This is a genomic window from Pseudomonas sp. GNP013 (genome assembly GCF_054343995.1).
Genome location: NZ_JBTGUT010000001.1, coordinates 5,370,648 through 5,385,653 on the forward strand (window position 1 = coordinate 5,370,648; position 15,006 = coordinate 5,385,653).

Here is a 15,006-nt window from a genome sequence, read left to right on the forward strand (position 1 = left end):
AAGGAGAGTGAGCGTGTCGCCAAGCCTGTTCCGACGATAACCATCAGCCCGCCGTGCGCTTCCACGATCCTTCCTTTTTCGGCTGCTTTTTATTACAGGCCCAGGTGTTATGCCCGAATACGTCAATTGGCTTCGTCACGCTTCCCCTTACATCAACGCCCACCGCGATTGCACCTTTGTGGTCATGTTGCCTGGCGACGGTGTGGACCACCCCAACTTCGGCAATATCGTCCACGACCTGGTGCTGCTGCACAGCCTGGGTGTGCGGCTGGTGCTGGTGCATGGCTCGCGTCCGCAAATTGAAACCCGCCTTGAGGCGCGTGGCCTTACGTCGGCTTATCACGAAGGCATGCGCATCACCGATGCTGCCACCCTGGAATGTGTGATCGATGCGGTCGGGCACTTGCGTATCGCCATCGAGGCGCGCCTGTCCATGGACATGGCCTCATCGCCCATGCAGGGTTCACGCCTGCGCGTGGCCAGTGGCAATCTGGTCACCGCGCGGCCCATCGGCGTGCTCGACGGCGTGGACTATCACCACACCGGCGAAGTGCGCCGGGTCGACCGCAAGGGCATCAATCGCCTGCTCGACGAACGCTCCATCGTGCTGCTGTCGCCGCTGGGGTACTCGCCCACCGGCGAGATCTTCAACCTGGCCTGTGAAGATGTGGCCACCCGCGCCGCCATCGACCTGGCTGCCGACAAACTGCTGCTGTTTGGCGCCGACCTTGGTCTGATCGACGAAAATGGTCGCCTGGTGCGTGAGTTGCGTCCACAGCAAGTGCCGGCGCACCTGCAGCGGTTGGGCAGCAATTATCAGGCTGAACTGCTCGACGCTGCCGCCCAGGCTTGCCGCGGCGGCGTGGGGCGCAGCCATATCGTCAGCTACGCCGAGAACGGCGCTTTGCTCACCGAGCTGTTTACCCGCGACGGCGGCGGCACGCTGGTGGCCCAGGAGCAATTCGAACTGGTACGCGAGGCGGCAATTGAAGACGTCGGCGGTTTGCTTGACCTGATCAGCCCGCTGGAAGAGCAGGGCATTCTGGTACGCCGTTCGCGGGAAGTGCTGGAGCGCGAGATCGAGCAGTTCAGCGTGGTGGAACGCGAAGGCATGATCATCGCCTGCGCCGCGCTGTACCAGATCGCCGATTCCGACGCCGGTGAGCTGGCCTGCCTGGCGGTGAACCCGGAATACCGCCATGGCGCGCGCGGTGATGTGTTGCTCGAGCGTATCGAGGGCCGTGCCAGGGCCCAGGGCTTGAAGACCTTGTTCGTGCTTACCACGCGCACCGCGCACTGGTTCCGCGAGCGCGGCTTTGAACCCAGCAGCGTAGACCGCCTGCCTTCGGCGCGGGCGTCGCTGTACAACTATCAGCGCAATTCCAAGATCTTCGAAAAGGCGCTGTAAAGACAGCACACATCAAAAATGTGGGAGGTGGCTTGCTCCCGATGGCCTTAGCTCAGTCACTGATGTGTTGACTGATCGAATGCCGTCGGGAGCAAGCCCCCACATTTGTTTCAATACTTCAGAACCGTGAAAGCGCGCCGATACAACAATTGCCAGCGATCAAATCGGCCGCTTGGACAACCAAAGAAATTATTAGTGACACAAAAACTGTAACAAATTGACGCCAGGATAGCGCTTAGCCATGATGGCGCCGCCTTTCTGGTCGTGAATGACGTCTGCAGTGTCCTAAACGATCTAAAAAAGCTCTGAATAATACCCTTTAGGAATTAGGTTGCGCGGCAACTCGTCTACTCTGACCGGTTCGCTGCCCTGCAAAGTCTTATTCCTGAATCGTATGAAAAAGGATGAAATAATTCTTTTTGGGTGTATGAGAAACTCATTACCCTGCACGGACCAAATCAACTGTGATTAGACGAAGGTAGTAGACACACAAGGTTACGATTGACTTGTCAGTCACTAACCGGTGCTAATCGCGCATCTGTGGATCGAGGGCGTCAGACCCGCGACCAAAGAAACACAAAAATTAGAAACGAGAGGAGCGGTACATGAAGAAGTCCACCTTGGCTGTGGCTGTAGCTTTGGGCGCAATCGCCCAGCAAGCAGGCGCTGCCGGTTTCATCGATGACAGTAAAGTAACGCTGGGTGTGCGTAACTTTTACATCAACACCGACAACCGCGACGCGGCTGCCGGCAGTGCTGCCAACAAGGCCGCTGGTGTACAGAGCAAGCAGGAAGAATGGGGCCAGGGCTTCGATCTGCGCTTCATCTCCGGCTACACCCAAGGCACCGTAGGCTTCGGTCTTGATGCCATCGGCCTGCTGGGCATTCGCCTGGATTCGGGCGGCGGCACCAACGGCGCGAGCCCGGCGACCGCTACCAGCCCTGGTTCGTACGGCGGCACCGTGTTCCCGAGCAAGTCCAATGGCGAAGCCGTTGATAACTACTCGAGCCTGGGCCTGACTGCCAAAGCCAAGATCTCCCAGACCGAACTGAAGCTGGGTACGCTGCAACCCAAGCTGCCGGTTATCGTGACCAACGACGGTCGTCTGCTGCCGCAGACCTTCCAGGGTGGCCAGATCACCACCAATGACATCAAGGACCTGACGCTGGTTGCCGGTCAGATCGAAAAGGCCAAGGGTCGTAACTCCAGCAACGTCGACAACCTGTCGATCGCTGGTGCCAACACCCGTGGCGTGAACTGGCGTGACAGCAACAAGTTCTACTACGCCGGTGGTGACTACAAGATCACCAAAGACCTGACTGCCCAGTACTACTACGGCAACCTGGAAGATTTCTACAAGCAGCACTTCCTGGGTCTGACCCACAACTGGGCAATCGGCCCGGGCGTATTGAAGTCTGACCTGCGTTACTTCCACAGCTCCGATGACGGCAAGAACGGCAGCGAAGCGGCCTACTTCTCGTCGGGCAACTACAGCGGCGTGAACTCCGGTCGTGGCAAGGTTGACAACAACCTGTACAGCGGCCTGTTCCTGTACACCATTGCCGGTCACACCTTCGGTGGTGGTTATCAGGTCAGCAACGGTAACAGCGACTTCCCTTGGTTGAACCAGGGCGACGGTTCGTCGGCTTACCTGACCACTGACATGCAGATCGCCAAGTTCGCCCGTGCTGGCGAACGTACCTGGCAGGCTCGCTACGCGTATGACTTCGCCAAGGTTGGCGTGCCTGGCCTGACCGCCGGTATCGTCTACCTCAAAGGTACCGACATCGACACCGTCAACGGCAGCCGTGCCGAGTTCACCGGTCAGTCCGAGTGGGAACGTGACATCACCGTTGCCTACGTGATCCCGGAAGGCCCGCTGAAAAACCTCGGCGTCGCCTGGAAAAACGCTATGTGGCGCAACGATGTTGCCGCAGCGCGCGATCAGGACGAAAACCGTGTAATCGTCAGCTACAGCTACGCATTCAAGTAACAGCGTAAAGCCTTGCCCGGCGCAATGCCGGGCAAGGTGTGTTGCTTCAAGTCGGGCTCAACCCCCGCAAGCCCTTCCTGAATCCCTCTTTGCAGCGTCTCAAGGCCTTCTCGAACCTTGAAATCGATGTTGATCCCCGCGTGCCTCAGCGTCCAGTGAACAGATTTTTAATATTCTTTTATCGTCTGGATAAATCGTTATTTATTCTTTTTAAATAAATGCCGAAGCATGCACAGTGGGCGCCATAAGCACTCACCAGGAGCCATGCCATGAGTCTCAGACTGGGCGATATCGCCCCCGATTTCGAACAGGATTCCAGCGCCGGTAACATTCATTTCCATGAATGGCTGGGCGACAGCTGGGGTGTGTTGTTCTCGCACCCGGCCGACTTCACGCCAGTGTGCACCACTGAGCTGGGCTTCACCGCCAAGCTCAAGGACGAATTCGCCAAGCGCGGCGTCAAGGCCATTGCCCTGTCCGTAGACCCGGTGGACTCCCACCACAAGTGGATCGAAGACATCAACGAAACCCAGCACACCGTGGTCAACTTCCCGATCCTGGCCGACGCCGACCGCAAGGTCTCGGACCTCTACGACCTGATCCACCCGAACGCCAGCGATACCCTCACCGTGCGCTCGCTGTTCGTGATCGACCCGAACAAGAAAATCCGCCTGACCATTACTTATCCGGCCAGCACCGGCCGCAATTTCCATGAAATCCTGCGGGTCATCGACTCGTTGCAGTTGACCGATAACCACAAGGTCGCCACCCCGGCCAACTGGCAGGATGGTGATGAAGTGGTGATCGTGCCGTCGCTCAAGGATGAGGAAGAGATCCAGAAGCGCTTTCCCAAAGGCTACCGCACCGTGAAACCGTACCTGCGCCTGACCCCGCAACCCAACCGCTGACACACAACCCAATGGGGAGGGAGCAAGCCACCTCCCACAGTTTTTGCCGCATTTCACAGCTCACAAAGCAGGGGTTTTTCAGGCCGTTTCGACGGCCTTTTTTTTCGCCTGGCTTTCCATAAATTGCATATGTATTTATGGAATAAACAAATGAAAAAATAAGATTTATAGATATATAAATCTGCTGCTAAGGTCTGTCCCATCTTGGCGCCATCGCCACACAGCGAACGCCGGCACTTGCTCAAAGGAATTCCTGCATGTTGGTCGTAACACTCGGAGGCAGTCCCAGTCAGCGTTCCCGCTCCGGGGTGCTGCTGGAAAAAACCCGTCAGTGGTTGCAAGACAAAGGCGTCGAAGTGGTGAGTTACCAGGTACGGGACTTCCCGGCCGAAGACTTGCTGCATGCGCGCTTCGACAGCCCCAAGGTGATCGACCTGTTGCAACAGGTGGCCAATGCCGACGGCCTGGTGATCGCCACGCCGGTGTACAAGGCCTCGTTCTCCGGCGCGCTGAAAACCGTGCTCGACCTGCTGCCCGAACGCGCCCTGGCGCACAAGGTAGTACTGCCGATGGCCACAGGCGGCAGCATCGCCCACATGCTGGCGGTGGACTACGCCTTGAAGCCAGTGCTGTCGGCGCTCAAGGCTCAGGAGTTGCTGCACGGCATTTTCGCTGAGGACAGCCAGATCGCCTACGGCGAGGGCAGTGTCCAGGCGCAACTGGTGCCGGTGCTTGAGGCGCGACTGCGCGAAGCCGTTGAGCAGCTCTACAGCGCCATGGCCCGCCGCCCAAAACCGCTGGATCCGGACGTGTTGAATGAACGTTTGTTGAGTGCTCGCTGGAGCATTTAAGCCTCACCCCGACATCCGGTAACACTCACCTTACTCAGCCGCCATCGGCCAAGCAGGTGCAGCCAACCCCCTCATCGCACTATTTGGAGAGAGCGCCATGCGCACTGTCATCTTGCGTCGTGGTCTGGTCGCACTGTTTGCTGCGGCTGTGTCCTTCGGCGTCATTGTTAACGCCCAGGCCGCCGAAACTTTGCGGATCGGCTATCAGAAATACGGCACCCTGGTGCTGCTCAAGGCCAAGGGCAGCCTGGAAAAACGCCTGGCTGCCCAAGGCGTGCAGGTGCAATGGACGGAATTTCCCGGCGGTCCGCAGCTGCTTGAAGGCCTGAATGTCGGCGCCATCGACTTCGGCGTTACCGGCGAAACCCCGCCAGTGTTCGCCCAGGCGGCCGGTGCCGATCTGCTCTACGTGGCCTACGAGCCGCCGGCGCCTACCAGCGAAGCGATCCTGGTGCCCAAGGATTCCACGATCAAGTCGGTGGCCGAGCTCAAGGGCAAAAAAGTCGTGCTCAACAAAGGCTCCAACGTGCACTACCTGCTGGTGCGTGCCCTGGAAGATGCCGGGCTCAAATACACCGATGTGCAGACCGTATTCCTGCCGCCCGCCGATGCCCGCGCGGCGTTCGAGCGGGGCAGTGTCGACGCCTGGGTCATCTGGGATCCGTACCAGGCCGCCGCCGAGAAACAGCTGCAGGCGCGCACCCTGCGTGACGGCACCGGCATCGCCGACAACCACCAGTTCTACCTTGCCACCAAACCCTACGCGCAACAGCACCCGGAGGTGATCAAGGCGCTGGTGGAAGAAGTGCGCGCAGTCGGCGAATGGTCCAAGGCCAACCCGCAGGAAGTCACCGCTCAGGTGGCGCCGCTGCTTGGCCTGCCGGCCGACATCACCCTGACCTCGGTGAAACGCCAGGGCTACGGTGCGCTGTTCCTGACCCCGGAAGTGGTCGCCGCCCAGCAGAAAATCGCCGACACCTTCTACCAGCTCAAATTGATTCCCAAGCCCTTGAGCATCAAGGACGTGATCTGGACACCGCCCGCCACCGTGGCCACAGCGCCGTAATTCGATTTCTTCAGGAGACAACTCCATGAGCCTCAATATTTTCTGGTTCCTGCCTACCCACGGCGACGGCCATTACCTTGGCACCGCCGAAGGCGCGCGTGCCGTCGACCACGGCTACCTGCAGCAAGTCGCCCAGGCTGCTGACCGCCTCGGGTTCGGCGGGGTGCTTATTCCCACCGGACGTTCCTGCGAAGACTCATGGCTGGTAGCCGCCTCGCTGATCCCGGTGACCCAGCGCTTGAAATTTCTCGTCGCTCTGCGCCCCGGCATCATTTCGCCGACGGTGGCCGCGCGTCAGGCCGCAACCCTGGATCGTCTGTCCGGCGGCCGTGCGTTGTTCAACCTGGTGACCGGTGGCGACCCGGAAGAGCTGGCCGGCGACGGCCTGTTCTTGAGCCACGAAGAGCGCTACCAGGCCTCGGTGGAGTTCACTCGCATCTGGCGCCGTGTGCTGGAAGGCGAAACCGTGGATTACGACGGCGAGCACATCAGCGTCAAAGGCGCCAAGCTGCTCTACCCGCCGATCCAGCAACCGCGCCCGCCGCTGTACTTCGGCGGGTCTTCCGAAGCCGCCCAGGACCTGGCCGCCGAACAAGTGGAGATGGTGCTGACCTGGGGCGAGCCGCCGGCCGCAGTGGCAGAAAAGATCGAGCAAGTTCGCGCCAAGGCCGCCAAGCACGGGCGCACCGTGCGCTTCGGCATTCGCCTGCATGTGATCGTGCGCGAAACCAACGAAGAGGCGTGGAAAGCCGCCGACAAACTGATCTCCCACCTGGACGACGCAACCATCGCCCGCGCCCAGGCCTCCCTGGCGCGCTTCGACTCGGTGGGTCAGCAGCGCATGGCCGCCTTGCACGGTGGCAGCCGCGACAACCTCGAAGTCAGCCCCAACCTGTGGGCCGGCGTCGGCCTGGTGCGTGGCGGTGCGGGCACTGCGCTGGTGGGCGATGGCCCGACGGTTGCGGCGCGGGTCAAGGAATACGCGGACCTGGGCATCGACACCTTTATCTTCTCCGGGTACCCGCACCTGGAAGAGTCGTATCGCGTGGCTGAGCTGCTGTTCCCGCACCTGGATATCGAACGGGCCGAGCAGCCGAAAAGCACCGGCTATGTCAGCCCGTTCGGCGAAATGGTCGCCAACGACATTCTTCCCAAAGCCGCGTCACAGAGCTGAGGGGACGCCATGAATGTTGAAAAATTGAGCCATCGCGTGGCGCCCTGGGTGCTGCCGATTCTGTTGCTGGCGGTGTGGCAGTTGTCGGTGTCGGCGGGCTGGTTGTCGACGCGCATTCTGCCGGCGCCCAGCGCAGTGATTGAGGCCGGGGTCAACCTGGTGCGCAGCGGCGAAATCTGGACGCACCTGGCCATCAGTGGCTGGCGGGCCGGCCTGGGCTTCGTGATCGGCGGTGGCATCGGCCTGGCGCTGGGCTTTATCACCGGTCTGTCGACCTGGGGCGAGCGTTTGCTGGACAGCTCGGTGCAGATGATCCGCAACGTACCGCACCTGGCGCTGATTCCGTTGGTGATCCTGTGGTTCGGCATTGATGAGACGGCGAAGATTTTCCTGGTCGCCCTCGGCACGCTGTTCCCGATCTACCTCAATACCTATCACGGCATCCGCAACGTCGACCCGGCACTGGTGGAAATGTCGCGCAGCTATGGCTTGTCCGGTTTCAGTCTGTTCTGGCAGGTGATTCTGCCCGGCGCGTTGCCGTCGATCCTGGTGGGCGTGCGCTTTGCCCTGGGCTTCATGTGGTTGACGCTGATCGTGGCGGAAACCATCTCGGCCAGCTCTGGCATCGGCTACCTGGCGATGAACGCGCGGGAATTTCTACAAACCGACGTGGTGGTGCTGGCCATCGTGTTGTACGCGATCCTCGGCAAACTGGCCGACCTGGCCGCGCGTGGCCTGGAACGGGTCTGGTTGCGCTGGCACCCGGCCTATCAAGTGCATAAGGGAGGTGCGGCATGACTGCTCAACAACCTCCGCGCCTGCTCAAGGGCATCCCGCTCGCGGTGCGCAAATTGCGCAAGTCCTTTGGTGCGCGGGAAGTACTCAAAGAGATCGATCTGCATATCCCTGCCGGTCAGTTCGTCGCCGTGGTCGGTCGCAGTGGCTGCGGTAAAAGCACCTTGCTGCGCCTGCTGGCGGGCCTGGATAAAGCCAGCGGCGGCCAGTTGCTGGCCGGGTCTGCGCCGCTCGACGAGGCGATCGAAGACACGCGGCTGATGTTTCAGGAAGCGCGCCTGCTGCCATGGAAAAAGATCATCGACAACGTGGGCCTGGGCCTCAAGGGCAACTGGCGCCCCCGGGCGTTGGACGCGCTGGAGGCGGTGGGCCTGGCCGAGCGTGCCGATGAATGGCCGGCGGCGTTGTCCGGCGGGCAGAAGCAACGGGTGGCGCTGGCCCGCGCGCTGATCCACCAACCGCGCCTGCTGCTGCTCGACGAGCCCCTGGGCGCACTGGATGCCCTGACCCGTATTGAGATGCAGCAACTGATCGAAAACCTCTGGCAAAAGCACGGCTTCACCGTGTTGCTGGTCACCCACGACGTCAGCGAAGCCGTGGCGATTGCCGACCGGGTGATCCTGATCGAAGACGGCGAAATCGGCCTGGACCTCACCGTCGACCTGCCGCGCCCGCGTGCCCGTGGTTCACATCGTCTGGCCGCACTGGAAGCCGAAGTGCTCAACCGCGTGCTGTCCTTGCCCGGCGTGCCGCCGGAACCCGAACCTGTTTCACCGCTGCCGACGCAATTGCGTTGGGCTCAATAACCCACACAGGAAAAACACCATGACTATCAAAGCCATCAACGTGCGCAACCAGTTCAAGGGCACCATCAAGGAAATCGTGGTCGGCGACGTTTTGTCGGAGATCGACGTGCAGACCGCCTCGGGCATCGTCACGTCGGTGATCACCACGCGCTCGGTCAAAGAGCTGGAACTGGTGATCGGCAGTGAAGTGATCGCCTTTGTGAAATCCACTGAGGTGTCGATTGCCAAGTTGTGAGTGCTCTTGAGGCCGTCATCGGGGGCAAGCCTCCTCCCACATTTTGAATGTGTTCACAGGTCAACGTGTGGGAGGGGGCTTGCCCCCGATGAGGCGCGCCCTGCCACCCTTACCGCTTGGGCAAGTACGCCGGCAAGTAGAGCCCCACATACGCATCAAATACCCGCATCCCTTCCTCCGCCATGCGCGGCGTAATCCGCCCATGCTGATGCACCGAGCGCGCATACACGCGGTCGCTCAACTCCAGCGCCAATGCAAACACGTCCACATCGTTGGGTAGCGTCGGCACCTCGAAGTGGCGGTTGAACACGGCCAGCATCAAATCCCCCAACTCTAGATCATGCTGACGGTCGGCCTGGGTCACTTCAGTGAGCCCGTGCTGGGTGAGGATCAACTGGCGCGCGACAGCATCATGCGCGTAGATGCTAAGCATGCGCTGCTCGACGACAGCGGACAGGTCGCGCCATTGCTTGAGCGAGTCATGCTCGATGGGGGCCTCGATGGCCGCACGGAAGGCCGCGTGCACATCCGCCGTCAACGCTTGCAGCAACGCCGGCACACTGGCAAAAAAGTGGTACACCGACGCCGCCGGAATCTGCGCGCGCTTGGCCACACTGTAGATCGACAAACCGGCCACGCCTTCGGCGGCCAGCAACGCGCGGGCGGCATCCAGGATCGTGTCGATCCGCGCCTGGCTGCGGGCGCGGGGTTTGCGAGTGACGGTGGGGCGGGTGGACATGGAAGTCTCCTACAAGGCAGCAGGCATTGTATGAGTAGGAAGGTGTGTTGTCTGCCAGACCGCTATCGGGGGCAAGCCCCCTCCCACATTTTGAATGTGGTCACAGATCCAGTGTGGGAGGGGGCTTGCCCCCGATGAATCCACCTCGGTCTCCCCGAATAAACCCAAAAAAAACGCCACTGACCGAAGTCAGCAGCGTCTTTTCAACTACCGCAACCGCTTAAACGGTATGCAGGTACCAGTTGTACTCAAGGTCGGAGATGGAGTGTTCAAACTCTTCCAGCTCGCTTTCCTTGCAGGCGACGAAAATATCGATGTATTTGGGATCGATGTACCGCGCCATCACTTCACTGTCGTCCAGCTCGCGCAAGGCATCGCGCAGGTTGTTCGGCAGGCTTTGTTCGTTCTGCTCGTAGCTGTTGCCTTCCACCGGTGCATTCGGCTCGATCTTGTTGGTCAGACCGTGGTGCACGCCCGCCAGAACCGAAGCCATCAGCAGGTAAGGGTTGGCATCGGCGCCGGCCACGCGGTGTTCGATACGCACTGCATCGGACGAGCCGGTGGGCACGCGAATCGCCACGGTGCGGTTGTCCAGGCCCCAGCACGGCGAGTTCGGCACGTAGAACTGTGCGCCGAAACGACGGTAGGAGTTGACGTTCGGGCACAGGAACGCCATCTGGGCGGGCAGGGTCTCGAGCACACCGCCGATCGCGTGACGCAATGCGGCGTTCTGCTCGGGATCCTCGCTGGCAAAGATGTTTTTGCCGTCTTTGTCCAGGATCGAAATGTGTACGTGCAAACCGTTGCCAGCCTGGCCCGGATAGGGCTTGGCCATGAAGGTGGTGTCCATCTCATGGTCGTAGGCGATGTTCTTGATCAGTCGCTTGAGCAGTACCGCGTAGTCGCAGGCCTTGATCGGGTCGGCAACGTGGTGCAGGTTCACTTCGAACTGCGCCGGGGCACTTTCCTTGACGATGGCGTCGGCCGGGATGCCTTGCTCTTTGGCACCTTCCAGAATGTCCTGGAGGCAGTCGACGTACTCGTCGAGGTCGTCGATCAGGTAGACCTGTGTCGAGTGCGGACGTTTGCCGGAGATCGGCGAGCGGGGCGGTTGGGGGCGGCCGTTCACGTTCTCCTGGTCGATCAGGTAGAACTCAAGCTCGAAGGCGGCGCAGATGGTCAGGCCAAGATCGTCGAACTTGCTTACCACCTGGCGCAGCACTTCGCGAGGATCGGCGAAGAAAGGTTCACCTTCCAGTTCGTGCATGGTCATCAGCAATTGCGCGGTCGGGCGCTTTTGCCAGGGTTCATTGCACAGGGTGTCGGGGATCGGATAACAGATTCGGTCAGCATCGCCGATGTCCAGACCCAGGCCGGTGCTTTCCACCGTCGAGCCGTTGATATCCAGGGCAAATAAAGAGGCAGGCAGGTTAATGCCCTTCTCGTAAACCTTGTGGAGGCTGGTGCGTTCGATGCGCTTGCCGCGCACCACACCATTCATATCCGCAATTAGAAGGTCTACGTACAGAACCTCAGGATGATCCTTAAGGAACGCGTTCGCTTCGTTAAGCTGAACGGCACGCGGGGGTACCGACATGATGCAACACCTTTGTTGTTAAAAATATCAATCATTGATCTTTTCTGGTTTCAGTCAACCCGAACGGCATGCCGAAGTCAAGCGAGGCCTTTTTTGCCCTGAAAAAGCGCCGCGTGGCCTTTTTTGGGGCTTTTTGCGGCGCTTTTTTGGGTTTGCGCGGCTGGGGAGTCGCAGCCTAAAGCGGGCCGTGTTGTATTTTTTACGGGGGTGTTGTGTAAAAAAATGAACAAGGCTAAGCTCGATTCAAACCCATAACAGCAATAATACCGGGGTGCTTCATGTCTCGCCTTCCGCCAGTTGGCGTCTTGACCTGTATCAGACAAGTCCTGTCATCTCTCCATTTATGCCTCGCCAAGCACCGCGCACCGGCCAATATTCTTGACGCCCGGGTCTTCCTCTTTTTTGCCTCCTCGATTGCGATCACGCCGCAGATGACCGCCGCGCCGATCAAAATTACGCACAAGGTTGGCCTGAGGAATGCAACGTTGCAGCAAATGGCAGGTAAGCTCCTACCCTGAACGAAAAAACGACGCGGATGCTGCGTCAACCAACGCCTGGCCTTTAATGGACGCCAGGAAACCCAGCCCAGAGGCATTTATGAGTAACAACCTCGACCAGCTCACCGATTGGTTGAAAGACCACAAGATCACAGAAGTCGAATGCATGATTGGCGACCTCACCGGTATCACCCGAGGCAAGATCTCGCCGACCAACAAGTTCATCGCCGAAAAAGGCATGCGCCTGCCCGAGAGCGTGCTGTTGCAGACCGTGACCGGCGACTATGTCGAAGACGACATCTATTACGAACTGCTCGACCCGGCCGACATCGACATGATCTGCCGCCCCGACCAGAACGCCGTGTTCCTCGTGCCCTGGGCCATCGAGCCCACCGCCCAGGTGATCCACGACACCTACGACAAGCAAGGCAACCCCATCGAGCTGTCGCCGCGCAACGTGCTCAAGAAAGTCCTCAAGCTCTACGCCGACAAAGGCTGGCAGCCCATCGTGGCGCCGGAGATGGAGTTCTACCTGACCAAACGCTGCGAAGACCCGGACTTCCCGCTGCAACCGCCAATTGGCCGTTCCGGGCGCCCGGAGACCGGTCGCCAGTCCTTCTCCATCGAAGCGGCCAACGAATTCGACCCGCTGTTCGAAGACGTCTACGACTGGTGCGAATTGCAGGAGCTGGACCTCGACACCCTGATCCACGAAGACGGCACCGCGCAGATGGAAATCAACTTCCGTCACGGCGACGCGCTGTCCCTGGCCGACCAGATTCTGGTGTTCAAACGCACCATGCGCGAAGCCGCGCTCAAGCACAACGTGGCCGCCACCTTCATGGCCAAACCCATGACCGGCGAGCCGGGCAGCGCGATGCACCTGCACCAGAGCATCATCGACATCGCCACCGGCAAGAACGTCTTCTCCAACGAAGACGGGACCATGAGCCAGCTGTTCCTCAATCACATCGGCGGCCTGCAGAAATTCATCCCCGAACTGCTGCCGCTGTTTGCACCCAACGTGAACTCGTTCCGCCGCTTCCTGCCCGACACCTCGGCGCCGGTGAACGTGGAGTGGGGCGAAGAGAACCGCACCGTCGGCCTGCGTGTACCGGATGCCGGCCCGCAGAACCGTCGTGTCGAAAACCGCCTGCCAGGCGCCGACGCCAACCCGTACCTGGCGATTGCCGCCAGCCTGCTGTGTGGCTACATCGGCATGGTCGAGCAGCACAACCCCAGTGCGCCAGTGGTGGGCCGAGGCTACGAGCGACGCAACCTGCGCCTGCCGTTGACCATCGAAGACGCCCTGGAACGCATGGAAAACAGCAAGACCATCGAGAAATACCTCGGGCAGAAATTCATCACCGGCTATGTCGCGGTCAAGCGGGCCGAGCATGAAAACTTCAAGCGCGTGATCAGTTCGTGGGAGCGGGAATTCCTGCTCTTCGCCGTCTGATGCGCCGGGCGCGCTGTGCAGACGGCGCGCCCTTCACCGAACCAGGAGACCTGTATGTCCAGCAACAACCCGCAAACCCGTGAATGGCAAGCCTTGAGCAACGATCACCACCTGGCGCCGTTCAGCGACTTCAAGCAATTGAAAGAGAAAGGCCCGAGGATCATCACCAAGGCCCACGGTGTTTACCTGTGGGACAGCGAAGGCAACAAGATCCTCGACGGCATGGCCGGCCTGTGGTGCGTGGCCATCGGCTACGGCCGCGATGAGCTGGCCGATGCCGCCGCCAAACAGATGAAAGCCCTGCCGTACTACAACCTGTTCTTCCAGACCGCCCACCCGCCGGCCCTGGAATTGGCCAAGGCTATCGCCGACGTCGCGCCCGCCGGCATGAATCACGTGTTTTTCGCCGGCTCCGGCTCCGAAGGCAACGACACCATGTTGCGCATGGTCCGCCACTATTGGGCGATCAAAGGCCAGCCGAACAAGAAAACCATCATCAGCCGCAAAAATGGCTACCACGGCTCCACCGTGGCCGGCGCCAGCCTGGGCGGCATGACTTATATGCACGAGCAGGGCGACCTGCCGATCCCTGGCATTACCCACATCGCTCAGCCGTACTGGTTTGGCGAAGGCGGCGACATGAGCCCGGAGGCGTTCGGCGTGTGGGCCGCCGACCAGCTGGAAGCCAAGATCCTGGAACTGGGCGTGGACAACGTCGGCGCCTTTATTGCCGAGCCGATCCAGGGCGCGGGTGGCGTGATCGTGCCGCCTGCGACCTACTGGCCGCGCATCAAGGAAATTCTTGCGAAGTACGACATTCTGTTTGTCGCCGACGAAGTGATCTGCGGCTTCGGCCGAACCGGTGAGTGGTTCGGCAGCGACTTCTACGGGCTCAAGCCGCACATGATGACCATCGCCAAGGGCCTGACCTCGGGCTACATCCCCATGGGCGGGTTGATCGTGCACGACGACGTGGTGGCCGTGCTCAATGAAGGCGGTGATTTCAACCACGGCTTCACCTACTCCGGGCATCCGGTGGCGGCGGCGGTGGCGCTGGAAAACATCCGCATTCTGCGCGACGAGAAAATCATCCAGCGTGTGCAGGATGAAACGGCACCCTATTTGCAGAAACGTCTGCGCGAGCTTGCGGATCATCCGTTGGTGGGCGAAGTACGCGGTGTTGGCTTGCTGGGTGCGATTGAGCTGGTGCAGGACAAGGCCACGCGCAAGCGTTATGAAGGCCGTGGCGCAGGCATGATCTGTCGTAACTTTTGCTTCAACAACGGCCTGATCATGCGTGCCGTGGGCGATACCATGATCATTTCTCCGCCGCTTGTGATCAGCCACGCGGAAATTGACGAACTGGTGACCAAGGCGCGTACCTGCCTGGACCTGACCTTGGCCCAATTGCAGGGCTAAGTGCTAGTCTCAGCACGCATCAAATAACGCAGGCTGTGGCTAATAAAGAAAAAATCGG

At 60.3% G+C, this 15,006-nt stretch carries 14 protein-coding genes; 12 read left to right on the forward strand and 2 right to left on the reverse strand.

Annotated elements, in window-relative coordinates; all coding sequences use genetic code 11:
• The first annotated feature begins 109 nt into the window (after positions 1–109).
• The 9 genes from argA (at position 110) to ACXX81_RS23760 (ending at position 9,237) form a co-directional block, all read left to right on the forward strand.
• Positions 110–1,408, forward strand: coding sequence for an amino-acid N-acetyltransferase (gene argA, locus ACXX81_RS23720; RefSeq protein WP_209986156.1), 1,299 nt, complete (start codon positions 110–112; stop codon positions 1,406–1,408).
• A gap of 605 nt (positions 1,409–2,013) precedes the next feature.
• A complete protein-coding gene (locus ACXX81_RS23725; protein ID WP_209986151.1) occupies positions 2,014–3,402 on the forward strand; it encodes an OprD family porin in 1,389 nt (462 codons plus the stop codon).
• A gap of 269 nt (positions 3,403–3,671) precedes the next feature.
• Complete coding sequence (locus ACXX81_RS23730; protein WP_458572490.1) at positions 3,672–4,310, forward strand: peroxiredoxin; 639 nt, start codon at positions 3,672–3,674, stop codon at positions 4,308–4,310.
• Positions 4,311–4,567: 257 nt separating this feature from the next.
• Positions 4,568–5,161, forward strand: a complete 594-nt coding sequence (gene ssuE, locus ACXX81_RS23735) for an NADPH-dependent FMN reductase (protein ID WP_057006445.1) — start codon at positions 4,568–4,570, stop codon at positions 5,159–5,161.
• A gap of 97 nt (positions 5,162–5,258) precedes the next feature.
• The gene (locus ACXX81_RS23740) at positions 5,259–6,227 is read left to right on the forward strand and encodes a sulfonate ABC transporter substrate-binding protein (RefSeq protein ID WP_209986141.1); all 969 of its coding nucleotides are present in this window, start codon (positions 5,259–5,261) and stop codon (positions 6,225–6,227) included.
• Positions 6,228–6,252: 25 nt separating this feature from the next.
• Positions 6,253–7,401, forward strand: coding sequence for an FMNH2-dependent alkanesulfonate monooxygenase (gene ssuD / locus ACXX81_RS23745; RefSeq protein ID WP_458572491.1), 1,149 nt, complete (start codon positions 6,253–6,255; stop codon positions 7,399–7,401).
• Positions 7,402–7,410: 9 nt separating this feature from the next.
• Positions 7,411–8,199, forward strand: a complete 789-nt coding sequence (gene ssuC / locus ACXX81_RS23750) for an aliphatic sulfonate ABC transporter permease SsuC (RefSeq protein ID WP_209986136.1) — start codon at positions 7,411–7,413, stop codon at positions 8,197–8,199.
• Positions 8,196–9,002, forward strand: a complete 807-nt coding sequence (gene ssuB, locus ACXX81_RS23755) for an aliphatic sulfonates ABC transporter ATP-binding protein (protein ID WP_209986133.1) — start codon at positions 8,196–8,198, stop codon at positions 9,000–9,002. Before ssuC ends, ssuB begins: the two co-directional genes overlap by 4 nt.
• A 19-nt stretch (positions 9,003–9,021) precedes the next feature.
• Positions 9,022–9,237 carry a TOBE domain-containing protein gene (locus tag ACXX81_RS23760; protein ID WP_003176783.1) on the forward strand — a complete coding sequence of 72 codons (216 nt, stop codon included), beginning with the start codon at positions 9,022–9,024 and terminating at the stop codon, positions 9,235–9,237.
• Between the two features lie 109 nt (positions 9,238–9,346).
• On the opposite strand, the gene ACXX81_RS23765 is transcribed toward ACXX81_RS23760, so the two are convergent.
• Both ACXX81_RS23765 and ACXX81_RS23770 read right to left on the reverse strand, forming a co-directional pair.
• The gene (locus ACXX81_RS23765) at positions 9,347–9,976 is read right to left on the reverse strand and encodes a TetR/AcrR family transcriptional regulator (RefSeq protein WP_209986129.1); all 630 of its coding nucleotides are present in this window, start codon (positions 9,974–9,976) and stop codon (positions 9,347–9,349) included.
• A gap of 220 nt (positions 9,977–10,196) precedes the next feature.
• Positions 10,197–11,573, reverse strand: a complete 1,377-nt coding sequence (locus tag ACXX81_RS23770) for a glutamine synthetase family protein (protein ID WP_003234758.1) — start codon at positions 11,571–11,573, stop codon at positions 10,197–10,199.
• 278 nt (positions 11,574–11,851) lie between these two features.
• Here ACXX81_RS23770 and ACXX81_RS23775 point away from each other — a divergent pair, with 278 nt between their 5' ends.
• The 3 genes from ACXX81_RS23775 (at position 11,852) to ACXX81_RS23785 (ending at position 14,948) form a co-directional block, all read left to right on the forward strand.
• Positions 11,852–12,091 carry a hypothetical protein gene (locus ACXX81_RS23775; RefSeq protein ID WP_231422767.1) on the forward strand — a complete coding sequence of 80 codons (240 nt, stop codon included), beginning with the start codon at positions 11,852–11,854 and terminating at the stop codon, positions 12,089–12,091.
• A 79-nt stretch (positions 12,092–12,170) separates the two neighbouring features.
• Positions 12,171–13,529 (forward strand): glutamine synthetase family protein, encoded by a 1,359-nt coding sequence (locus tag ACXX81_RS23780; RefSeq protein ID WP_057006451.1) that lies wholly within the window; start codon positions 12,171–12,173, stop codon positions 13,527–13,529.
• A 54-nt stretch (positions 13,530–13,583) separates the two neighbouring features.
• The gene (locus ACXX81_RS23785) at positions 13,584–14,948 is read left to right on the forward strand and encodes an aspartate aminotransferase family protein (protein WP_231422766.1); all 1,365 of its coding nucleotides are present in this window, start codon (positions 13,584–13,586) and stop codon (positions 14,946–14,948) included.
• Positions 14,949–15,006 lie beyond the last annotated feature (58 nt).